Origin of the sequence: Variovorax sp. ZS18.2.2, assembly GCF_024701975.1 — a bacterium.
GTDB lineage: Bacteria > Pseudomonadota > Gammaproteobacteria > Burkholderiales > Burkholderiaceae_C > Variovorax.
This window is the reverse complement of record NZ_JANLNM010000002.1, coordinates 229,192-250,889: the sequence shown is the minus strand read 5'-3', so window position 1 is coordinate 250,889 and position 21,698 is coordinate 229,192. Positions and strand designations below refer to the sequence as shown.

Below are 21,698 nucleotides of genomic sequence, written 5' to 3'. Positions count from 1 at the left end.
TTTTCTTGGTTGAAGGATCGGACGGCTATTTTTGCGCCGCCAGCTCCCGGCAGCGCTGCACATTGGCATCGAAACGTGGCGCCAGCCCGGGCTCGCAGGCCTCGTCGCCGGGCGTCAGCTTGCACATGCCGACGACCACGTAATCCATCACCGCCGAGGTGCACATCGGGTAGGCCGCGAGATCCGGATTGGCCTTCACCTTGAAGCCCCAGCGCTCGGTGAACTGCACCGTGCGGGCCATTGCGCCGTGGAAGAAGCTGCGGTCTCGGGCGGCGATGGCGGCCTCCATGCGCGGCAGTTCCTCGTTCAGGTAGCCGGCGGCGTCCAGGGGAAACGCCGAGGGCGGCTCCTGCTGCGCAACTGCGAGGGATGCGGCCAGCACGAGCGGCACGGCGACCAAGGTGCGCAGCAGCGAGGAAGGCGAAAAACGGGTGGTCAGGCGGTGGAGTTGCATGGCTCGGGATTCTGCAACGTTTGGAAGCATCTTTGAATGGCGGGCGATGCGTGCGCGCGACGCCCGGCCCTACTTGCCCTTCTTCTGCCTGTCGAATTTGCGCCAGTACTGGAACTCGTCCTCGTGCACTTCAAGATCGACTTCCGAGATGCGCGACTGCAGCCGCTCCTGCACCTCGGCCACGGCCTTGTTGTAGACGATCGGGCCGACCTCCTCCAGGAAGAAGCCGAGCAGCGCGCCCGCCGCGATGTTGCCGATCTTCTCTTCCATGTTCTCGTTGAAATAGCGCTCGATCGAGGCGATCGCCTGCTGGCGCGCTTCCTTGGATATCTCGATGGTCATGCGGCTTGCTCTGGGGTGTTGGGGCGAATGATTGTGCCGCTACGATGCGCAGCGGCCACCCGGCGCGCGCGACAACGACACACAACAACGGAGACACGCACCATGAAGTTCCACCCTGCCCCATTGGTCGCCCTTGCCCTGGCCGCGCTCTCGGGCTGCACCAACCTCACTCCCACCGTGCCGCAGCGCCAGCTGATGATCGTGGCCAACGACGAGAAGCAGTCGTGGAGCGACGCCGGCGTCGTGATCCTCACGCCGATGGGGCGCGACACGGTGCAGGTGCTCGACATCGGCACCGATCCGCTCGCACCCAAAGTCGTCGGCACGCTGCAGCTGGACAACACCATCGCCGGCCCGCCGACCAACCTGGCGATCACGCCCGGCGAGACGCTCGCGCTGGTCGCCAACTCGCTCAACGTGGTCGAGGAAAACGGCGTGAGGAAGCAGGTGCCCGACAACCGCCTCTTCGTGATCGACCTGACCACCACGCCACCGAAGCTGATCGACACGCTCGCCGTGGGCAAGCAGCCCTCGGGCCTGTCGATCAACCGCGCGGGCAACCTCGCGCTGGTGGCCAACCGCGCCGACAACTCGGTGAGCGTGCTGCGCATCGCGGGCAAGAAGGTGACGCTGATCGACACCGTGGCCATGAACGATTCGGTGGCGCACGTGCGCTTCACGCCCGATGGCAAACGCGCGCTGGTCGCCAAGTTCCCGGCCCACAAGATCGCGTTGCTCGAAGTGAACGGCGAGAAGATCAGCTACAACAAGGTCGACCTCGCGGCCGGCCTCTGGCCCTACAACGTGGACGTGACGCCCGACGGCAAGCTCGCGCTCACGGCGGACAACGGCAACTCGGGCGCCTCCGACGGACAGGTCGACACGGTGAGCGTGATCGACCTCGAGGCGACACCGCCGCGCGTGGTCGACAAGGTCGTGGTCGGCGACGGCCCCGAAGGCCTGGCCGTGAGCCCGACCGGCCGGCACGCGGTGGCGGCGATCCTGCGCGGCAGCAATTCGTCGAAGAGCGCCTACTTCTACAACCGCAACGGCTCGGTGGTGCTGCTGAAGATCGACGGCAAGAAGGTCACGCGCGCCAACGAAGTGGTGGTGCGCGGCCTGCCCGAGGGCGTGGTGTGGAGCGCCGACGGCAAGTACCTCTACGTGGGCAACTTCATCGACCAGGACATCACGATCCTGCGCGTCGATGGCGACACGCTGGTGCCGACGGGGAAGTCGTTTCCGCTGCAGGGGCATCCGGCGGCGATGCGGGGCGTCACGACGCACTGACGCGGCGTGCGCATTTGCGCAACGGCTCGGCGGTGCTGCTGAAGTTCGACAGCAAGAGCGTCACGCGTGCAAACAAAGTGGTGCTGCGCGGCGGCCGACGGCAACTTACCTCTACGTTGACAACTTCATCGACCGGATCTCACGATCCCGTCGATCGAGAGGGATGCGCTGACGCCCGTGGGGAGGGTGTTCGGAGCAGCGGCATCCGGTGGCGATGCGGGGCCTCACGGCGCACTGAAGCGGCTACCCCGCGATGAAGCGAGCGGCCCTTCTTCGAGCCGTCCCTCGAAGAGCGAGCCATCGAAATCACAACCGGGAAGAAGGAATCCATGCCGCATACCTTGCTGAAACGACTTTGGGTGTCATTGGGCTGCCTGTCGGGACTGGTCTTTGCCCCTCTGGGGCAGGCCGTGCCGCTCGGGGATCCCATCATGGTGAATACCGAAACTGCCGGCAATCAATCTTCCGGTTTGTTCGCCGCAGGATCCAACGGAGAAAAACTCCTGATCTGGAGAGATGGCGCAGCCAATGCCACGTACGCTCAAAGAATAAGGTCGTCGGGAACGCCTTTTTTAACAAAACACCAGATCCAGCTTCCTCCAACGAATGCGAAGTTATCCGTTGACCGCGCCGGCAATTTCGTCTTGGCAGGTCAAACCGGAATATCTGGAATAGTCACGGCCTACGACAGAGACGGAAATCTGCTATCCAATTTCAGCCCAACCCCGGATACCTTGAATGCGGCTGCCAGCATGGATACGGATGGCAATATGACCGTAGCCTACGCGTACCCCAACGTGTTCAATGTTCCGCGAAATCTTGCAATCAGGAGATTCAATACCAGCGGAACCCCCATCGGCCCACAAATCATCGTTGCATCGGGTCCCGTGGATACGATTTCCGCCCCCACTTCAATTGCCACGGACAATGCAGGAAATATCGCATTGATATGGACGGGCCAAGCCAGTTCTTCGGCACCAGCCTACAGCATGATGCAGCGCTTCAGCCGCGCAGGTGTTGCGCTGGCTCCGGCATTTGCCGTCAGCCACACCTCGACGGGAGCGCAATTGGCCGGCAGTATTGCCATGGAGCCCGGAGGGAAATCCGTCGTCATATGGACCAATGCCTTTCCCAATGAATCGGGTTACACCTATATCGTGTATTCCCGGGCCTTCGACGCGAATGGCAATCCCACCGGAAGCGGAAGCACGCGAGTCAATCAACGCCTCATCGATTCCGGGCCCGAGCCAACTGCGGCAATTGCAGAGAATGGCGATTTTGTCGTTTCGTGGATCGCATCAACAGGTGTGATCGGGGGTGGGCCGGACTCTGCATTGGCGACAAGACAATTTCACAGCGATGGAACGCCAATCACCAACGAATTGCGCGTCGACCCGCCTCAAATTCAATCGGCATCCCGCCCGCGCCTGGCAATGGATCCGGTGGGAAATTTTGCAGTGGCATGGACCAGCGGCTCACCTACCGAGGGCTCCGGGACCGGATGGGACGCCATGGTGCGCACCTTCAGGATGGACACCCGGCCGCCCATCACGCAACTCCTGAACAGGCAGCCCGCCCAAGCCCTGGCAGGCGACGCCGACAGCTGGCGCTATTACAGGCTCACCGTCCCCTCCGGCGTTAGGCAGCTGAACATCGACATGACCGGCCCCGTCGGTGGCGGTGATGGCGACATGTACGTCCGCTTCGGCGGACTCCCGTCGCTGACGGCCTGGGACCAGCGCCCCTACGTGAACGGCAGCAACGAATCCATCGGGATCAGCAATCCCCCGCCCGGCGACGTCTACATCGCGATCCACGGGCGCAGTGCGTATTCGGCGGTCGGCCTGACCGCCGGCTATTACTACCCCTGAATCGAAGCGCAATCCATCGAAATCACAACCGGGAAAGAAGGAATCCATGCCTCATACCTTGCTGAAACGACTTTGGATGTCATTGGGCTGCCTGTCGGGGCTTGTCGTTGCTCCTCTGGGGCAGGCCGTGCCGCTCGGGGATCCCATCATGGTGAATACCGCCACTGCCGGCGATCAGCGTCCGATTTATTTTTCCGCAGGATCAAACGGGGAAAAACTTCTGATCTGGTTCGACGCTGCGGCAAATGCCACGTACGCTCAAAGAATAAGGTCGTCAGGAATACCATTTTTAACAAAACACCAGATACAAGCGCCTCCAACGTATGCAAGTTTCTCCGTTGACCGTGCCGGCAATTTCGCCTTCGCAAGTCACCCTGGAAGAGTCATGGCTTACGACAGAAATGGAAATCTGCTATCCAGTTTTCAAACAACTCCGGATTCAACGAGCACGGTTGCCAGCATGGATACGGATGGCAATATCACCACAGCCTATTCGCGCTCGACCGCGTCCGATGCGCCTCGGACGATTGCAATCAGGCGATTCAATACCAGCGGAATTCCCATCAGCCCTGAAATCATCGTTGCATCGGATGCCGCAGATAAACTCTCCGGCCCCAGTTCAATTGCCACGGACAATGCAGGAAACATCGCATTGTCATTTGCGACCAGACCCGGTCCTACGGTAAGGGAATCCAACATCATGATGCAGCGCTTCGACCGTGCAGGTGTTGCGCTGACTCCGGCACTTGTCGTCAGCCCTGTCCGATCGATATACAGTTCAGGCGGCCGTATTGCCATGGAACCCGGGGGGAAATCCGTCATCATATGGAGCGCTTCCCCGGATGATAATTACACCTGGAATATATATGCCCGGGCCTACGACGCGAATCTCAATCCCACCGGATTCACGCGAGTCAACCAACGCATCCACGAAGGCGAGCCCGGGCCAAATTCGGCAATTGCGGAAAATGGAGATTTTGTTGTTTCATGGACAGCATCCGAGGGCGTTGTCGGTGGTCCCCAAAGCTCTACATTGGCGGCAAGACAATTTCGCAGCGATGGAACGCCAATCACCAACGAATTGCGCGTCGACCCGCCTCAACCCCAATTTGGAAGCAACCCGCTTCTGGCAATGGATCCGGTGGGAAATTTTGCGGTGGCTTGGACCAGCACCTCTGCCGGGACCGGATGGGACGCCATGGTGCGCACCTTCAAGATGGACACCCGGCCGCCCATCACGCAACTCCTGAACAGGCAGCCCGCCCAAGGCCTGGCAGGCGACACCGACAGCTGGAGTTATTACAGGCTCACCGTCCCCCCTGGCGCCGGGCAACTGAACATCGACATGACCGGCCCCGTCGGCGGCGGTGATGGCGACATGTACGTCCGCTTTGGCGGACTTCCGTCGCTGACAGCCTGGGACCAGCGCCCCTATGTCAACGGCAGCAACGAATCCATCGGGATCAGCAATCCACCTCCCGGCGATGTCTACATCGGGATCCACGGGCGCAGCGCGTATTCGGCGGTCGGCCTGACCGCCGGCTACTACTACCCCTGATACGGGCGGGCCGCGGCCTACACTTTCGCCCCATGAACCCGTCCTCCCGTCCCCTCCGCACGCTCGAACGCGGCATCCTCTGCCTCGTCATCGGCGCCGCCGTTTTGCTGGCGCCGCGCTTCCTGCAGGGCACGCGCTGGTTCGAGATGGTGGCGGGCGCGTACCTCGTCGGCTGGTTCGCGCTGGTGCTGGGCATCGCGCTGGTCGGGGTCGGTCTGTTCCAGCGCAACAAGCCGCGCTCCTAGAAAAAGAAAACCCGCCTTGCGGCGGGTTTCAGCGAGAGACGCGTGTGCGTACGTGCGGCAGCGGGATCAGGCCTTCTTGCCGCGCAGCTTGCCGACGAGCTCCACGACCGCCAGCACGATCGCGCCGGCGACAAGACCCACGACGGCGTTCACGCCCATCGAGCCGAGCGTGCCGAACACACCGCCCGTGGCCTTGGCCCAGTCTTCGACGGCATGGCCGAACGCGGGCACGCCGTGCACCAGGATGCCGCCGCCCACCAGGAACATGGCGGCGGTGCCGGCCACCGACAGCGCCTTCATGAGCCAGGGCGCCGTGGCCAGGATGCCGCGGCCGAGAGCCCGCGCGGCGGCGCTCGTGCGCTGGCTCAGGTAGAGGCCCGCGTCGTCGAGCTTCACGATGCCGGCCACGAGGCCGTACACGCCGATGGTCATGATCAACGCGATGCCGACCAGCACGCTCAGCTGCGTGGTGAACGGCTGGCCCTGCACGGTGCCCAGCGTGATCGCGATGATTTCGGCCGAGAGGATGAAGTCGGTGCGCACCGCGCCCTTGATCTTGTCCTTCTCGATCGCCACCACATCGACCGCCTCGTCGGCCACGGCCTGCTCGTGGCGCTGGGTGTCGGCCTCGTGTTCCTTCTTGTGCAGGAACTTGTGCGCGAGCTTTTCGGCGCCTTCGAAGCAGAGGAAGGCGCCGCCGATCATCAGGAGCGGCGTTACCAGCCAGGGCAGCCAGGTGCCGATGGCGAGCGCAGCCGGCACCAGGATGGCCTTGTTGATGAACGAGCCCTTGCAGACCGCCCAGACCACCGGGATCTCGCGCTCGGCCCTGACGCCGGACACTTGCTGCGCATTGAGCGCGAGGTCGTCGCCGAGCACGCCGGCCGTCTTCTTGGCGGCGACTTTGGTGAGGATCGACACGTCGTCCAGGACGGTTGCGATGTCGTCGAGCAGCAGGAGCAGGCTGGTGGCCATGTGAAAAGGTCAGTCTGAAAAGGAAGCGGCGAGCTTAGCCGCGGCGGCTGCACGCACGTGCAATAACCGTACGAGGTCAGGAAACGCTGCGCTTGAGGCGGATTTCCTCGATGCGGACAGTGCCCAGCAGCGTGGTCTTGGCCGTCTTCATCTCGCGCTTGAAGCCGGCGAGTTCGTGGAAGCGCATGGCGCGGTCGTTGCGAATGGGCACCCAGATGGTGACCGTGGTGCAGCCCTCTTCCTCGAGGCCTTCGCGCGCCGCGTCCCAGAGGGCGACGCCCACGCCCTTGCCCCAGTGCTCGGGCTTGACGTAGATGGCCCAGATTTCACCTGTGGTGGACGGCGTCTTGGGGTCGCGCGAGCGGTCGAAGCCGACAAAACCGACGATTTCGTTGCCGAGCGTGGCCACCTGCACCTGCGGCTCGCTGAATTCGATGGCTTCGCGCCACTTGGCTTCGCGGGTGGCGGGAGCCAGCGTGCGCAGCTCTTCTTCGGGGAGGATGCCTTCGTAGGCGGCCTTGGCGGCCAGGGCATGGACTTCGGCGACGGCCTTGGCGTCGCGCATCGTGGCGGGGCGAACTTCGTAATCGGACATGAATGCGGGGAAATCAATGGAACCGGCTATTGTCGCCGCACCGCTAAACTGCCCGCTGCATCCGTAGCATCAACTGGAGAAAAGTCATGGCAAAGAGTCAGCAACGCAGCACCAAGGAAGCCAAGAAACCGAAGAAGGACACCTCGCCGCCCAAGCCCGTGGGCACCGGCGGCATCGAGCCGGTCCGCACGATCACCACCGCGGTGATTCCGCGCGGCAAGCTCAAGAACAAGTGACCGACGAGGCACCGGCCGGGGCTCCACCAGCCCCGGCTCCTGCAGCAAAGCCGGCCCAGCCCCGCAACCCGCTGCACGGGCTCACGCTGGAGGCCATCGTCACCTCGCTGGCCGACTGGTACGGCTGGGAACACCTCGGCGAGCTCGTTCCCATCCGCTGTTTCCAGATCGACCCGAGCGTGGGCTCCAGCCTCAAGTTCCTGCGCAAGACGCCCTGGGCGCGCGAGAAGGTCGAGAGCCTTTATCTCTTCATGCTGCGCGAACAGCGCCGCGAGCAGCAGCAGCAACAACAACCTCCCCAGGAATGAAGGTCCGAATCGAGCCCTCGGGCCTCGACTTCGAGACCGAACCGGGCACCACGATCCTGAAGGCGGCCGAGGCGGCCGGCATCGAACTGCCGAGCTCCTGCCGCAACGGCACCTGCCGCACCTGCATTTGCCGACTCACCTCTGGCCATGTGCGCCACATCATCGAATGGCCCGGCCTGAGCGTCGACGAGAAAGACGAAGGCTGGATCCTGCCCTGCGTGGCGGAGGCGCTGGACGACCTCACGCTCGACGCACCGAAAGCCTTTTCGGTTTTCCAGGACTAGGAGGCCGGCCCGACCGGCCCCACCGGCCTGACTCCGGCAGGCATCGCCACCACCAGCCGATCGCGCTGCGCCAGCGACGGGAACAGCTTGAACCACGTCAGCGCCACCAGCATCGTTCCCACGCCGCCCACCACCACCGACCCCACGGGGCCGAGCAGCGCCGCCGTGGCGCCCGATTCGAATTCGCCCAGCTGGTTGCTCGCGCCGATGAAGATCGAGTTGACCGCGCTCACCCGCCCGCGCATGGCATCGGGCGTCTCCAGCTGCACCAGCGTCTGGCGGATCACCACGTTGACCATGTCCGCCCCGCCCGACACCGCGAGCGCGATCAGCGAGACGAAGAAACTCTTGGAGATGCCGAACACCACCATGCAGAGGCCGAAGAGCCCGATGGCCAGCAGCAGCGTGCGGCCCACATGCCGTTCGACCGGACGGCGCGTGAGCGCGATCGACATCACCAGCGCCCCCACGGCGGGTGCGGCGCGCAGCAGCCCGAGCCCCCAGGGGCCGGTGTGCAGGATGTCCTTCGCATAGATCGGCAGCAGCGCCACCGCGCCGCCCAGCAGCACCGCGAACAGGTCGAGCGACACGGCACCGAGCACGGGCTTGCGCTTCCAGATGAAATCGACGCCCGCGAACACCGTGGCCAGCGTGACCGGCTCGCGCGCGGCCGGCGTGTAGGCATAGCGCAGCCGCAGCACCAGCACGCAGGCGACGGCAAAAAACAGCACGCTCACGCCGTAGACCACCGACATGCCCGCCACGAACAGCAGCCCGCCGAGGGCCGGCCCACCGATGATCGCGCCCTGCATGCCGGCCGAGCTGAAGGCCATGGCCCGCGCGAGCATCGAGGGCGGCACCAGCAGCGGCGTGAGCGCCTGCTGCGCCGGCATCTGAAAGGCGCGCACCGCGCCCAGCACCAGCGAGAGCCCCAGCAAGAGGCCGCGCGTGTCGTGCTTCTCCAGCACGGCCAGCAGCAGCACCAGCCCCACCAGTCCCTGCACCGCGAAGCACGCGGCCACGATGCGACCGCGGTGATGGCGGTCGACGATGTGGCCGGCCAGGAGCGCCAGCAAGAGCGCGGGAACGAACTGGTAGAGCCCGACGAGGCCGAGGTCCCAGGCGCTGTTGGTGAGCTCGTACATGTGCCAGCCGATGGCCACCAGCAGCATCTGCGAGGCAGCGGTCCCGAAGAGCCGCGCCGTCCACATGTGCATGAAGGCGCGCTCGCGCGTCAGGTCGGAAAAGCTGGACTGGGGGGAGGAAGCGGAGGCGGGAGCGGGGCCGGACATTGTGCGTCGAGGATAGCCGAGGCGCCGTGAGCAGTTCGTTAGCAAGGCGCAATCCCTGCCTTGCGCGCCCTCTCTACACTCGCTTCCTCCATGACCGCGCCGCTGCTGCTGCACCCCATCCACGAAGACGCTCACCTGCTGGTGCTCGAGAAGCCCGCGGGCCTGCTCTGCGTGCCCGGGCGCGGCGACGACAAGCAGGACTGCCTGAGCGCCCGCGCGATGCGCCAGTGGCCCGATGCGCTGATCGTGCACCGGCTCGACATGGCGACCAGCGGACTCGTGGTGATGGCGCGCAGCCTCGACATGCAACGCACGCTGAGCGCCGCCTTTGCCGACCGGCAGGTGCACAAGCGCTACGAAGCCATCGTCGATGGCGCGATGCCCGTGCGCGAAGACTGGTCGGTCATCGATGCGCCGTTGATGGCCGACTGGCCGCGCAGGCCCTTGCAGAAGACCGACCCCGCGGGCAAGCCCAGCCTCACACGCTGGCGTGCGCTGGCGTCATCGGTGCAGGGAGAGCTCAGCGCGACCCATGTGCTGCTGGAGCCCGAGACGGGCCGCACGCACCAACTGCGCGTGCACCTGCTGTCGATCGGTCATCCGATCCTCGGCGATGCGTTGTATGGCGATGCCGCGGTGCAGGCGCGTGCGCCGCGCCTGCTGCTGCATGCGAGCGAGCTGGCCTTCGTGCATCCGGCGACGCATCAGTCCCTTCGCTTCGAAAGCAAGTCGGACTTCGCGCTCAGCCCTTGACGACGAGCACCGGCATGGTCGCGTCCTGCAGCACGCGCTGCGTGACGCTGCCCAGCAGCAGTTTCTCGATGCCGCTGCGGCCGTGCGAACCCATCACGATCAGGTCGGCTGCGATGGCGATGGCTGTATCGACGATGCCTTCGTGCACCACGTGGCCGTCGATCACGCGCTGGTCGCTGTGCAGGCCTTCGGCCGCGAGCGCCGCAACGCCGCGTGCCAGGGCCGCATTCGCGCTCGACGTGGCAGCAGCGAGGTATTCGTTCTGGCCGAGCGCGTAGTCCGCGCCCACGCCGATGAAGGGGTAGTTGTCGATCACGTGAATCAGCGTGATGCGGCTTCCGAAAGCCAGTGCGAGGCCACTGGCCTTGCTGACGGCGAGCATGGAAGTTTCAGAACCGTCGATGGGAACCAGGATGTGATTGAACATGGCGGACCTCGCTTTCGTTCGCAGACAGACACGGCTCGAAGTCGAACCGGGTCCCGAATTTAACCGCTACACCGGTGGGTGGCTGTAGGACTCGTGCCAGCGACACCCGCAAGTGCCGCCAAAGCGCTTCAATCGCCCTGGAAACCCTGTGATCGGCAGGTGATCACGAGCGTATCGCGCCAGCCTGCGCCGCCCTCTTCGAGCGGCTGGATCGGCGTCGATTCGTGAATGACGCGTGCGTCGTCGAGCACGAGCAGCGTCCACGGCTCGGTCATGGTGAAGCGCTCGCCGCGTCGTCCGTTGGCCTCGAACACGCGCGTCTCGCCGCCCTTGATGCCTTGCCGACCGACCAACGCGACGGCCACCAGGTCGACGCCGTCGCGGTGTGCGCCTTCGGGTGTCGGACGGCCGATGCCGCCCGCGGTGTCGATGCGGAACTGATGCGCCTCGACGAACCATTTCTGCGTTGTTTCGGTACGGCCACGCATGTCGCTCGCGGCCGTGCCGAGGCGCTGCAGCAAGCGCTGCCACACGGGTTGCGCGACGGTGCCTTCGCGCATCGGCGCGAACCAGCGCTGCATGCCGCCATGCAGCGCGTTGTATTCGACCGGCTGCCAGTGCGCGCGGTGCGGCACCTGGTGCAGCGTGGCGTTGTCGCCGGCCTCGACGGTGAAGCATGCATGGCGGCGCGTGCGGTAGCGGCCGCCGTCCTTCAGGTAGTCGTCGGGTGGAAGGTCGTTCCAGTCCGCGTGCAGTGCCTCGAGTTGCGAGAGCGGTGCGCCGAGCCAATCGCTGACGCCTTGGGGGCTCAGCACCGCATAGCCCTGTTCGCGCAGGGCGGCGGGCAGTTCGGCGGGATCGATGAAGGGGGGCGTGAAGGCGGCGGTGGTCACGCGGCGACCTTCACATCCTTCCAGAACGCGACGCGGTCGCGAATTTCCTCGGCTTCGGGCTTCGGGTCGGCGTAGTACCAGGCGGCGTCGGTGTTGAGCTCGCCGTTGACCAGCAGCGAGTAGTAGCTCGCGGTGCCTTTCCAGGGGCAGGTGGTCTTGTGGTTGCTGAAGGTGACGTGATCGCGGTTGAGCGAACTCATCGGGAAATAGTGGTTGCCTTCGACGAGCACGGTGTCGTCGCTTTCGGCGATGGTGACGCCGTTCCAGGTTGCTTTCATGAACTTGATCTCCGGGGGAGTGGTGCGGGGGCGCTGGCCGTTGCGGTGGCCTGATCGCTGGGCGCACGGGGCTTGTCTATTGTGCCGTTGCTTGGCACGGGTGCTTTTTGGTTGGTTGTATGAACGTTATTGAGGTGGTTTTTTTCCGAGGCCGGGTCTCGCCCCGGCGGGCGACCTACTTTTCTTTGCTTCGCCAAAGAAAAGTAGGCAAAAGAAAGGCGACCCTGCTGTCTGCGTCCCTCCGCTTCGCTACGGGCAACCTGCGGTGCTCACGTTCCGCGGGGTCTCGCCCAAACTCGCTTCGCTCAAACAAGGGCGAGCCCTGATCCGCGAAACGCTGCGCTCCTCGGCGCATACAGAAGGGCTTTGGGGACCGACACGCCATCGCTGCGCTCGGCGTTTGAACACCTCACAGGCCTTCGCTTCGCTCGGCTTGAATTGGCTCCCTCTCCCTTTGGGAGAGGGCTGGGGTGAGGGCACCGCGGCCGAGCGAAGCAAAGGCCCGATTGCAAGCCGAGCAAAGCGACGGCCCGTTCGGTATCCACCCCCTCTGGCTGCGCCGAGGAGCGCAGCGTTTCGCGGATCAGGGCTCGCAGCTGTTTGAGCGAAGCGAGTTCTGCGAGACCCCGCGAAACGCGAGCACCGCAGGTTGCCCGCAGCGAAGCGGAGGGTCGCAGACAGTGGGGTCGCCTTTTCTTTGGCTACTTTCTTTTGGCGAAGCAAAAGAAAGTAGCTCGCCCGCCGGGGCGAGACCCGGCCTCGAAAAGAAAACTAGGCAGCCAGCCAATGAACGCTAAAGAGCTTGTCAGGATCCGTCCAAACAGCCCCAGGCCGAAACCCAGCCCGCACAGCCAACGCACGAAGTCCGTCCACAGTGAACTTGTGCGAGTACTCGGTGTGAATAGTCTCGCCCTCGTCGAACCCAAACCGCTCCCCATTCAGAGAAACGCTCTGAGTCTTACGACTCACCAGATGCATCTCGATCCGCCGCCGAGGCGCGTTATAGAACGCCGCATGCGCAAACCCGTCGAGATCGAAGTCCGCATCCAACTCCGCATTCGCCCGACGCAGCAAGTTCAGATTGAACTCCGCAGTCACCCCTTGCGCATCGTTGTAAGCCGCATGCAACCGATCCGGAGCCTTCACCAGATCGACACCGATCAGAAGCCCTCCGCCCCGCAGCATCCGCGCCGCAAGCTGCAGAAAAGCCAACGCCTCGTCAGGCTCGAAATTCCCGATCGTCGACCCGGGAAAGAACCCCACGCGCCGCCCCGCACCGGCAACGGGCGTCGGCAGCACAAGAGGCATCGTGTAGTCCGCTGCAATGGGCTGCACCACAAGCGCCGGATAGTCCGCCCTCAACCGCTCCGCAGCCGCTTCGAGGTGCTCCCCCGAAATGTCGATCGGCAGATAGCGCTTGGGCGTCTCGAGTGCATCGAGCAGCAACCGCACCTTCGTGAGCGACCCCGCGCCGAACTCCACGATCTCCGCGTTCGGACCAACCTGCTCGGCGATCTCGCCCGCGCATTCGCCAAGGATGCGCAGCTCGGTGCGCGTCGGGTAGTACTCGGGCAGCTCGCAGATGCGGTCGAACAGCTGCGAGCCGGCTGCGTCGTAGAAAAACTTGGGCGAGATGCTGCGCGGCGTGCGCGCAAGACCCGCCTGCATCTCCCGTCCGAATTCGGACAGCGGCACGACTGGCGCCGACGCGCGTTCCGCCTTCTGTGACTTCGAAGAAGCAACGAACGAAGACAGCGACGAAGAAGAAGTTGGATTGCGCATGATCAAAGGTCTTTCGCGAGCCGCAGCCCCGTGAATTGCCAGCGCGCCGCCGGCGGAAAGAAGTTGCGATAACTCGGCCGCGAATGCCCGGCCGGCGTGGCCACGCTGCCACCGCGCAACACCAGTTGCCCCACCATGAACTTGCCGTTGTATTCGGCCGCGATGCCGGGCATCGGGCGAAAGCCCGGGTACGGGTCGTACGAAGAACGCGTCCACTGCCAGACATGGCCGGCCATCTGCGTGATGCCGGGTGCGTCGAACGCAGCCTCCCATTCGAATTCGGTCGGCAGCCGCGCGCCGGCCCATTCGGCGTACGCGGCGGCTTCATAGAAACTCAGTTGCGCCACTGGCGCATCGGCTTCCATCGGCCGCACGCCATGCAGGCCGAACACATGCCAACCGCCGCCCTGCTGCTGCTGTTGTTGCGAACCGAGACCGAGCCGCGGATCGTCGGCTGCGAGCCAGTACGCCGGATGCCGCCAGCCATTCGCCTGCACCGCGGCCCATCCATCGGACAGCCAGAGCTCCGCACGTTGATAGCCCCCATCGGCAATGAACTGCGCAAAGTCGCCGCAGTTCACCAGCCGGTCGGCAATCGCATACGGCTGCAGCAGCGCCTTGTGGCGCGGCGTCTCGTTGTCGAAAGAGAAATCAGAGCCCGCATGCCCTACCTCGGCGATGCCACCGGGCTGCGAGAGCCAGCGCACCGCGGGCGGCACTGCAGCAAGCCGCAACGCAGGGCCGCTCGCTGGCTTGTACGCGGGCAACAGCGGATTGCACGAGAGCGCATGCAGGATGTCGGTGAGCAGCAGCTCCTGGTGCTGCTGCTCGTGATTCAGGCCAAGCGTGACGATGGGCTCGATCGCCGCCCAGTCCTGCTCATCGACGCCGCCTTCGAGCAGCGCGAGCACCGCTTCATCCACATGCCGCCGGTACGCATGCACCTCGTCCACCGAGGGCCGCGTGAGCAGCCCGCGCTGCGGGCGCGGATGCCGTGGCCCGAGTGCCTCGTAGTACGAATTGAAGAGGTAATGGAACCGCGTGTCGAAAGGCTGATAGCCCTCGGCATGCGGCTGCAACAGCACGGTCTCGAAGAACCACGTCGTGTGCGCGAGATGCCATTTGGTCGGGCTCGCATCGGGCATCGACTGGATGCACTGGTCTTCGGCGGAAAGCGGGGCGGCAAGTGCCAGACTCGTGGCGCGCACGTCGCGAAATCTGTCGCGCAACGTGCTCGCCGCCTGTGTGATCGGCCGGGAAAGCGTCATGGGGTCTCCAGTCGGGTCAGCCGCAAGTTTTAGCCCATGCGGGTCGGCGCAGTCCGTAGGACAAAACGCCGCGGGGCCGCCGCCGGAAAGTCGACGGGCAGCCACTGTGGCACAAGATGGCGGGGTGTGCAGGGCGGCTGCGTATCATCCGTTCGATGCAAACGAACACCTCCTCGAGCGGGCCTGCCAGGCCCAAAGTCGTCATCGTCGGCTGCGGATTCGGCGGACTCGAAGCGGCCCGCAAGTTGCAGAGCGCCAACGTCGATGTCACCGTGATCGACAAGACCAACCACCACCTGTTCCAGCCCCTGCTCTACCAGGTGGCGACCGCCGGGCTCGCAGCGCCTTCCATCGCGGCGCCGGTGCGCGCGCTGTTTCGCAAGCAACCGAACATCACGACACTGCTGGGCGAAGTGAGCGCCATCGACCCCGCCGGCCGCACGGTGCAACTGGCCAGCGGCAGCAGCGTGCCCTACGACCACCTGATCGTTGCCGCCGGCGCCACGCACAGCTACTTCGGCCATGACGAATGGGCGCCCGTCGCGCCGGGGCTGAAGACACTGGCCGATGCCTTCGAGATCCGCCGCCGCGTGCTGCTGTCGTTCGAGACCGCCGAGACCACCACCGACCCCGACCGCCGCCGCGCGCTGCTCACCTTCGTGGTGATCGGCGCCGGCCCGACCGGCGTGGAAATGGCCGGCACGCTGGCCGAAATCGCCAAGCACACGCTCTCGGGCGAGTTTCGCCACATCGACCCGAGCAGCTCGCAGGTGCTGCTGGTCGAAGGCGGCCCGCGCGTGCTGCAGGCCATGCCCGAATCGCTGAGCCAGAAGGCGCTCGAGCAGCTCGAAAAACTGGGCGTCGAAGTGCGGCTGAATGCGCGCGTCACCGCGATCGACAGCACCGGCCTCGAAGTGCAGACCGGTGGCGGCGCGGACGGCGCACCGGTCGCGAGCTACCGAATCGATAGCAGCTGCGTGGTCTGGGCCGCGGGCGTCGCGGCCTCGCCGCTGGGCCGCATGCTCGGCACGGCCACGGGTGTCGAATGCGACCGCGCGGGCCGCATCAAGGTCGAGCCCGACCTGAGCCTCGCGGGCCATCCCGAAATCAGCGTGGTGGGCGATCTCGCGGCCGCCATGAGCCACGCGCCCGGCAAACCGCCCAAGCCGGTGCCCGGCGTGTCGCCCGGCGCCAAGCAGATGGGCCGCGCGGCGGCGTCGAACATCCTGCACCGCATCGCGGGCCAGCCGACCGTGCCGTTCCGCTATGCGGACTACGGCAACCTCGCGACCATCGGCCGCAACTCGGCGGTGGTGGACCTGGGCACGCCCTTCGGCCCGCTGCGTTTCAGCGGCCGGCTCGCGTGGCTGTTCTGGCTGTTCGCGCACGCGTATTTCCTCATCGGCTTTCGCAACCGCGTCGTCGTGATGATGGACTGGGCGGGTGCGTACTGGAGCTTCCAGCGCAACGCGCGCGTGGTGGCCGACGTGCAAGGCAAGAGCGAATCCTGAAGCAGGAGCCGAGGCCATGTTGTCGCTGATCTGGTGGATCGCCATTCATGCCGTCGAAGCGCTGTTCCTCGTCTGGGTGCTGCGCTCGGGTGGCGCGGAGCGGATCGAGGGCACGTGGGCCTCGGGTTTCATCAGCGGCTTCGCGCCGCGCTGGAACGCCGAGGGGCTGCGCATGGCGGCGCTGATCCTGCTGGTGTTCTGCGCGATCACCTTCGTCGTGGGGCTGTTCATGCCCTCGCTGCGCTGCTGGAGCAGCGGCGCCTGTTGAGCGCCGCCGCTCCATTGAGCATCAGGTCCCGATCACACCGCCGTCGTTCTTCGTGATGACCACCGTGGCCGAGCGCGGACGCCCTGCCCCATCAGGCCACTTCGACACGGCGAGCGGACGGTCCGGATCGCTGCGCTCGTTCGCCGGCTCGCCCGGGTGCTGGATGTTGATGAACAGCGTGCGCAGGTCCGGCGTGGCCGTGAGGCCGGTGATCTCGCAGCCGGCCGGGCCGAGCAGGAAGCGGCGGATCTCGCCCTTCGTCGGGTCGCAGGCCAGCATCTGGTTGTTGGGCAGGTTGTTGTACTCGCCCTTGCCGAGCGTGGAGGTCGACACGTCGGTCTCGATCCACAGCACGCCGCGCGCATCGACCATCAGGCCGTCGGGGCTGCCGAAGGTGTCGCCCTTGATGTTGCCCTGCGCCTCGTAGCGCGACTGCTTCGGGTCGCCCGCGAGCACGAGGTGGTTCCACGCGAACTTGGTCGCGTCGAGGTCGCCGCTTTCCTTCCAGCGGATGATCTGGCCCATCGTGTTGTTCGAGCGCGGATTGGCCGCGTCCATGAAGGGCTGGCCCGGCGCGCCGCGGTTGCTGTTGTTGGTGAGCGTGCAGTAGACCTCCTTCGTGAGCGGATCGACGGTCGTCCACTCGGGGCGGTCCATCTTGGTCGCGCCCAAGAGGTCGCTCGCCTGGCGCGCCTTGATGAGCACGTCGCCCTGGCTCGCGAAGCCCTTGTCGGCCACGAGCCCGTTCTGGCCCTGGATGAGCGGCAGCCATTCACCGGTGCCGTCCACATCGAAGCGGCCGACGTACAGCGTGCCGTGGTCGAGCAGCTCGCGGTTGGCGGCCGCACCGCCGGGCTGCACCTTGTCGCGGCTCACGAACTTGTAGATGTATTCGAAGCGCGAGTCCTCGCCCATGTAGACGACGGCGCGGCCGTCGTTGGTGAGCGCGGTGGCGGCGCCTTCGTGCGCGGCGCGGCCCATGGCGGTGCGCTTGCGCGGAGTCGATGCCGGGTCCTGCGGATCGATCTCGACGACCCAGCCGTAGCGGTTCGATTCGTTCGGGTGCTTGGCCACGTCGAAGCGTTCTTCGTGCTCGTGCCAGCGGTACTTGGCGCCGTTGCCCTTGCGGATGCCCCAGCGCTTCTGGTGGGCGTCGGGCGTGTCGGTGCCTTCGAAGTAGTCGGCGAAGTTTTCTTCGCAGGTGAGGTACGTGCCCCAGGGCGTCTGGCCGTTCGAGCAGTTGTTGTAGGTGCCGAGCACCTGCGTGCCGGTCGGGTCGCCCGCGGTGCGCAGCATCGGGTGGCCGGCGGCGGGGCCGGTGAGCGTCATCGGCGTGAGCGCGGTGATGCGGCGCGCGAAACGCGACGGCAGCACCTGCGACCACTTGGCGCCCTCGCGCTGCAGTTCGATGACGGACACGCCGTGCGCGTTCATGGACTTGCGCACCTTCTCGGGCGTCCAGGTCTTCATGCCGTCGGTGTGCAGCAGGCCGTCGTCGACGTATTCATGGTTCAGCACCAGCAGGCCGCGGTTCGATCCGTCGAGCGGGAAGAAGGCCATGCCGTCGTGGTGCATGCCGGCCTGAAGGGCCTGTTCGTCGGCGGTGTTGGAGCCGTCGGTCTTGAAGGCGGGCATGCGGCCCACGATGCCGGTGGCGTCGCCCCAGCGGTAGATCACCTGCGCGCTGTAGCCCTCGGGCACGACGACGCGATCGACGGCCGCCATGGGCACGCTCTTGAAGCCGATGGCGCGGCCCAGCGTGCTCACCGACGAACTGCCGCCGCCGGTGGTGGCGCAACCGGCCAGCGCACCGGCCGCGAGCGGGCCGAAAAGCCCGGCCACCGCCGCCGCGAGACCGCCGCGCACGAACACCCGGCGCTTGGGGTCGGACACGTCGTGGATCGTGGGGTTGGCGGAAGGGTTGGAGTCCTCCATCTGTTCGAAATCTTTGGCCATTTCTCTGATCTCTTCGTCGTGTGGGTTGTTAGAACTTTCGATGTTCGCGCGAGCCCGTGAATCTCCCATGACAACGGGAGCCTTTTGGGTGACAGGCTTCCGGAATTTAACCCCAATGGCTGAATTGAAAAACCCCTGCTTTTTTGCAATTCTTGCGGCCTATTTCGAAATTCGATTCCGGGAATTGCAATGACTAATTTCCTACGTAAATACGTAGCCGCCGCGGCCTGCCTGGCCGCGCCGTTCCTCGCCCATGCCCAATCCATTCCCCTGGACAACGTGCCTGCACTTGGCAAAGCGCTGATGCGCGGCCAGGCAGTGCGCACGAGCTTTGATCTGTCGAAGTGCAAAAACGACAGCCCTGGTGAGCCGAGCCCGGCCGTGAGCGGTGGGTTGGTCATCGATCCATTCAACATCCTGCCCAACGGAACGATCGCGTTCTCGAACACCCATTTCACGCTCGGCCCGGGCAACCAGCCGGTGAACGAGATCATCCGTTTCCGCGTGAACACCGACCGCTCGGTTCAATTGACGATCACGACGCTCTCCATACCGACCTACCAGCCATTGCGAAATATTGCATTGACCTGCGAGGTGGGGAATAGCGTGAATTTCTTCGTCCAGCTTTTTTGAATAATTCGTCGAATATCCGAATTCAATTCGGATATTGAATGATTTGCGCGGAGTTCGGGGCGGGTGCACAGGGCACGCCGCTTTTGTGCTGCCGGGAAGGAGGGCTCAGAAGAAGCCTTCGCCCCAGTGCGATTCGCGCTGGCTCCTGCGCCAGTCCCATGGCGGCACCGGCTTCGCATCGGCCCACAGCCCCAGGTGCCGCGAGCGCGCGCTGTCCTGCAGCTTGAAGAGCCCACCGCCGCGCTTGGTCGCGATCTTGTTGTAGTCGTACACCCAGGCCCAGCCCTCGGACACCATGCGGCTGCCGGCGTCCTCGCCGTTGCACGACACGTCGGCCACGGTGCGGCCATAACGGTCGGTGTCGCGCTCGGTGATGACTGCTTTCTCGGCGTAGCAGAGACGGCTCAGCGCCTGTCGGCTGCGCTGGCCATAAGGCTGCTTCTTTTCAGGGGCGTCGATAGCCGCGATGCGCACCTTGATCTGCTCGTAGGCACCGATCCGGCCGCAGCGCGCGGTGAGCGTGTCGCCGTCGGTCACGCCGACGACGAGGCAGTTGCGGGGGGCGGCGTGGGCCAGCAGAGAAAGAGGGAAGAGAACGAAGAAAACGAAGAGAGGGGACGGGCGAAAGCGCATGCAGGAATGGAACGGACGCGTTGCGAGAAAAGAGAGGAGAAAGATTCTCGACGCGAAGCGCCCGCGCCATCCGGCCGAATCATTTGTTTTCGTCTTCCTGCAACAACCGCCACATCACCTTGCCGCTGCCGCTCTTGGGCAACGCATCCACGAACTGCACCTTGCGCGGGATCTTGTAGACCGCCATGTTCTCGCGGCACCAGTCGATGATCTCCTGCTCGGTCGTTTCCTTGTGCGTGGCGCGCAGCACGACCACGGCCTTGACCGATTCGCCGCGGTAGTCGTCCTTGGTCGAGATGACGCAGGCCTCCTGGATCGCGGGGTGGCGGAACATCAGGAGTTCGACCTCGGCGGGCCACACCTTGAAGCCGCTCGCGTTGATCATGCGTTTGAGGCGATCGGTCATGAAGAAGTAGCCGTCCTCGTCCATGCGGCCCATGTCGCCGGAGCGGAAGAAGCGCTTGCCCTCGAACTCGACGAAGGCGGCCCTCGTGGCGTCGGGGCGCTTCCAGTAGCCCTGGAACACCTCGGGGCCGTGGATGATGATTTCGCCCGATTCGCCGATGGGCATCTCCACCAGCGTGTCGGGGTCGACCACGCGCGCGTCGGTGCTCATGAAGGGGATGCCCAGGCACTGCTGCTTGGGGTTCTCCGACGGGTTGGTGTGCGAAGGCGCGGCCGTCTCGGTGAGGCCGTAGCCCTCCTGGTACTTGAGGCCGTATTGCTCGAACAGGCGCTGCGCCACCGCCTGCGGCATCGCGGCGCCGCCACCGCCGATGTGGCTGATGCTCGAGAGGTCGTAGCTCGCGAAGTTGGGGCTGGCCATGAGATCGATGACCATGGTGGGGATGTTGGTCCAGCTCGTGACCTTCCAGCGCGAGATGAGCCGCCCGGCCACGTCGCGGTCCCAGCGCGGCATGATGACCAGCGATGCGGCCGCGAGGATGGCGGTGTGCATCATGCTCACCACGCCGGTGATGTGGAACATGGGCACCACGGCCAGCACCACGGCCTCGGATGTCGCATGGCCCCAGAGCTGGCCCGAGACGGCGTTGTGCATCAGGCTCGAATGATGGTGCACGCAGCCCTTGGGCAGTCCGGTGGTGCCGCTGGTGTAGGGCAGCAGGGCCATGTCGTTGGCGCCCACCACATGCGCGGGGGCCGGGTGACCGGCTTCGAGCGCATCGGTCCACGCCATCACCTGGCCGCTGGCGAGCGCGGGCAGCGGGTGGCGGGTGGTGAGCCAGGCGGTCCATGCGGGGGCCGGTGCGTCGTCGCCGGAAACGTCGGCATCGAAGGCGTCGGTGAACTGGGTCACGACGATGTGCGCGAGCCGCTGCTCGGCCGGCAGCGCGTCGCTGGCCTTGGCCAGTTCGGCGGCAAGGTCGCCGGTGGTGAGCGCCACCTTGGCGTCGGGGTCGACGATGTAGTGCTTGAGCTCTTCGGCCCGGTTCATCGGGTTGACCGGCACCACCACCGCATTGGCCCGCAGGATCGCGAAGTGCGCGATCACGAGTTGTGGGCAGTTCTGCATGTTCAGGATCACGCGGTCGCCACGCTGCACGCCCAGCGCATGCAGCGTGCCGGCCAGCCGTTCGACCTGCCCGGCCAGCTCGCGGTAGCTCATCACGCGGCCGAAGAACACGAGCGCGGCCTTGTCGGGGTAGCGGGCGGCGGAGGTCGCGAGGTTGTGCCAGAGCGAGGTGGCGGGGACGGTGAGCGAATGCGGCAGGCGTTTGGGCCAGAACTTGTAGTGCGGGCGTTGTTGCATGGTGAGAACGAGCGGGAAAGGAAGAAAAAGAGCGGGAGAGGCGGAGAGAAACGCACCAGCCTAAGCCGCCCCGGC

Annotated in this window: 24 protein-coding genes; 11 read left to right on the top strand and 13 right to left on the bottom strand. The window is 65.2% G+C overall.

All coding sequences use genetic code 11. The annotated features are described in order from the left end of the window. Positions 1 to 25: 25 nt before the first annotated feature. Together NU688_RS11625 and NU688_RS11620 are read right to left on the bottom strand one after the other, a co-directional pair. Entirely contained in the window at positions 26 to 454 is a 429-nt protein-coding gene (locus NU688_RS11625) for a hypothetical protein (protein WP_257860760.1), read from the bottom strand. 69 nt (positions 455 to 523) lie between these two features. Next, positions 524 to 796 (bottom strand): DUF2164 domain-containing protein, encoded by a 273-nt coding sequence (locus tag NU688_RS11620; protein WP_093431041.1) that lies wholly within the window; start codon positions 794 to 796, stop codon positions 524 to 526. Positions 797 to 898: 102 nt separating this feature from the next. On the opposite strand from NU688_RS11620, the gene NU688_RS11615 reads away from it, so the two are divergent. The 4 genes from NU688_RS11615 to NU688_RS11600 all read left to right on the top strand — a co-directional run bounded on the left by NU688_RS11615 (position 899) and on the right by NU688_RS11600 (position 5,760). After that, positions 899 to 2,086, top strand: coding sequence for a YncE family protein (locus tag NU688_RS11615; protein WP_257860759.1), 1,188 nt, complete (start codon positions 899 to 901; stop codon positions 2,084 to 2,086). 329 nt (positions 2,087 to 2,415) lie between these two features. Next, on the top strand, positions 2,416 to 3,957 hold the full coding sequence (locus tag NU688_RS11610) for a PPC domain-containing protein (RefSeq protein ID WP_257860758.1): 1,542 nt from the start codon (positions 2,416 to 2,418) through the stop codon (positions 3,955 to 3,957). A gap of 46 nt (positions 3,958 to 4,003) precedes the next feature. Further along, a complete protein-coding gene (locus NU688_RS11605) occupies positions 4,004 to 5,515 on the top strand; it encodes a PPC domain-containing protein (protein ID WP_257860757.1) in 1,512 nt (503 codons plus the stop codon). Between the two features lie 32 nt (positions 5,516 to 5,547). Continuing rightward, entirely contained in the window at positions 5,548 to 5,760 is a 213-nt protein-coding gene (locus tag NU688_RS11600; protein WP_257860756.1) for a hypothetical protein, read from the top strand. 66 nt (positions 5,761 to 5,826) lie between these two features. Here NU688_RS11600 and NU688_RS11595 read toward each other — a convergent pair whose 3' ends face one another. Continuing rightward, entirely contained in the window at positions 5,827 to 6,735 is a 909-nt protein-coding gene (locus tag NU688_RS11595; protein WP_257860755.1) for a DUF808 domain-containing protein, read from the bottom strand. Positions 6,736 to 6,811: 76 nt separating this feature from the next. Then, a complete protein-coding gene (locus tag NU688_RS11590) occupies positions 6,812 to 7,330 on the bottom strand; it encodes a GNAT family N-acetyltransferase (protein ID WP_257860754.1) in 519 nt (172 codons plus the stop codon). Between the two features lie 86 nt (positions 7,331 to 7,416). On the opposite strand from NU688_RS11590, the gene NU688_RS11585 reads away from it, so the two are divergent. From NU688_RS11585 to NU688_RS11575, 3 genes are read left to right on the top strand one after another with little or no spacing between them, the layout of a single operon-like run. Then, the gene (locus tag NU688_RS11585; protein WP_013542593.1) at positions 7,417 to 7,566 is read left to right on the top strand and encodes a hypothetical protein; all 150 of its coding nucleotides are present in this window, start codon (positions 7,417 to 7,419) and stop codon (positions 7,564 to 7,566) included. Beyond that, positions 7,563 to 7,874, top strand: a complete 312-nt coding sequence (locus tag NU688_RS11580) for a VF530 family protein (RefSeq protein ID WP_257860753.1) — start codon at positions 7,563 to 7,565, stop codon at positions 7,872 to 7,874. Before NU688_RS11585 ends, NU688_RS11580 begins: the two co-directional genes overlap by 4 nt. Beyond that, entirely contained in the window at positions 7,871 to 8,158 is a 288-nt protein-coding gene (locus NU688_RS11575; protein WP_257860752.1) for a 2Fe-2S iron-sulfur cluster-binding protein, read from the top strand. The genes NU688_RS11580 and NU688_RS11575 overlap by 4 nt, the downstream gene beginning before the upstream one ends. On the opposite strand, the gene NU688_RS11570 is transcribed toward NU688_RS11575, so the two are convergent. Then, positions 8,155 to 9,450 (bottom strand): MFS transporter, encoded by a 1,296-nt coding sequence (locus NU688_RS11570; protein WP_257860751.1) that lies wholly within the window; start codon positions 9,448 to 9,450, stop codon positions 8,155 to 8,157. The two genes, NU688_RS11575 and NU688_RS11570, sit on opposite strands and share 4 nt — an antisense overlap. A 90-nt stretch (positions 9,451 to 9,540) precedes the next feature. Between NU688_RS11570 and NU688_RS11565 the strand changes: the two genes are divergently transcribed. Next, the gene (locus tag NU688_RS11565) at positions 9,541 to 10,203 is read left to right on the top strand and encodes an RluA family pseudouridine synthase (protein WP_257860750.1); all 663 of its coding nucleotides are present in this window, start codon (positions 9,541 to 9,543) and stop codon (positions 10,201 to 10,203) included. On the opposite strand, the gene NU688_RS11560 is transcribed toward NU688_RS11565, so the two are convergent. The 5 genes from NU688_RS11560 to egtB all read right to left on the bottom strand — a co-directional run bounded on the left by NU688_RS11560 (position 10,193) and on the right by egtB (position 14,851). Further along, positions 10,193 to 10,630, bottom strand: a complete 438-nt coding sequence (locus NU688_RS11560) for a universal stress protein (protein ID WP_257860749.1) — start codon at positions 10,628 to 10,630, stop codon at positions 10,193 to 10,195. The genes NU688_RS11565 and NU688_RS11560 overlap by 11 nt on opposite strands. Positions 10,631 to 10,758: 128 nt before the next feature. After that, entirely contained in the window at positions 10,759 to 11,523 is a 765-nt protein-coding gene (locus NU688_RS11555) for a 2OG-Fe dioxygenase family protein (protein WP_257860748.1), read from the bottom strand. After that, a complete protein-coding gene (locus tag NU688_RS11550) occupies positions 11,520 to 11,801 on the bottom strand; it encodes a DUF427 domain-containing protein (protein ID WP_198787219.1) in 282 nt (93 codons plus the stop codon). The genes NU688_RS11555 and NU688_RS11550 overlap by 4 nt, the downstream gene beginning before the upstream one ends. Positions 11,802 to 12,572: 771 nt before the next feature. After that, a complete protein-coding gene (gene egtD, locus NU688_RS11545) occupies positions 12,573 to 13,469 on the bottom strand; it encodes an L-histidine N(alpha)-methyltransferase (protein WP_257861197.1) in 897 nt (298 codons plus the stop codon). A 116-nt stretch (positions 13,470 to 13,585) separates the two neighbouring features. Further along, positions 13,586 to 14,851: an ergothioneine biosynthesis protein EgtB gene (gene egtB, locus NU688_RS11540; RefSeq protein ID WP_257860747.1), complete on the bottom strand. Its 1,266-nt coding sequence runs from the start codon at positions 14,849 to 14,851 to the stop codon at positions 13,586 to 13,588. 155 nt (positions 14,852 to 15,006) lie between these two features. Between egtB and NU688_RS11535 the strand changes: the two genes are divergently transcribed. Together NU688_RS11535 and NU688_RS11530 are read left to right on the top strand one after the other, a co-directional pair. Then, positions 15,007 to 16,362 (top strand): NAD(P)/FAD-dependent oxidoreductase, encoded by a 1,356-nt coding sequence (locus tag NU688_RS11535; protein ID WP_257860746.1) that lies wholly within the window; start codon positions 15,007 to 15,009, stop codon positions 16,360 to 16,362. A 16-nt stretch (positions 16,363 to 16,378) separates the two neighbouring features. Then, entirely contained in the window at positions 16,379 to 16,630 is a 252-nt protein-coding gene (locus NU688_RS11530; RefSeq protein ID WP_257860745.1) for a hypothetical protein, read from the top strand. A gap of 21 nt (positions 16,631 to 16,651) precedes the next feature. On the opposite strand, the gene NU688_RS11525 is transcribed toward NU688_RS11530, so the two are convergent. Next, the gene (locus NU688_RS11525; RefSeq protein ID WP_257860744.1) at positions 16,652 to 18,586 is read right to left on the bottom strand and encodes a PhoX family phosphatase; all 1,935 of its coding nucleotides are present in this window, start codon (positions 18,584 to 18,586) and stop codon (positions 16,652 to 16,654) included. Between the two features lie 189 nt (positions 18,587 to 18,775). Here NU688_RS11525 and NU688_RS11520 point away from each other — a divergent pair, with 189 nt between their 5' ends. Further along, entirely contained in the window at positions 18,776 to 19,219 is a 444-nt protein-coding gene (locus NU688_RS11520) for a VirK family protein (protein ID WP_257860743.1), read from the top strand. A 105-nt stretch (positions 19,220 to 19,324) separates the two neighbouring features. Here NU688_RS11520 and NU688_RS11515 read toward each other — a convergent pair whose 3' ends face one another. Beyond that, the gene (locus NU688_RS11515; RefSeq protein ID WP_257860742.1) at positions 19,325 to 19,852 is read right to left on the bottom strand and encodes a thermonuclease family protein; all 528 of its coding nucleotides are present in this window, start codon (positions 19,850 to 19,852) and stop codon (positions 19,325 to 19,327) included. A gap of 79 nt (positions 19,853 to 19,931) precedes the next feature. Continuing rightward, positions 19,932 to 21,623, bottom strand: coding sequence for a long-chain fatty acid--CoA ligase (locus tag NU688_RS11510; RefSeq protein WP_257860741.1), 1,692 nt, complete (start codon positions 21,621 to 21,623; stop codon positions 19,932 to 19,934). Positions 21,624 to 21,698 lie beyond the last annotated feature (75 nt).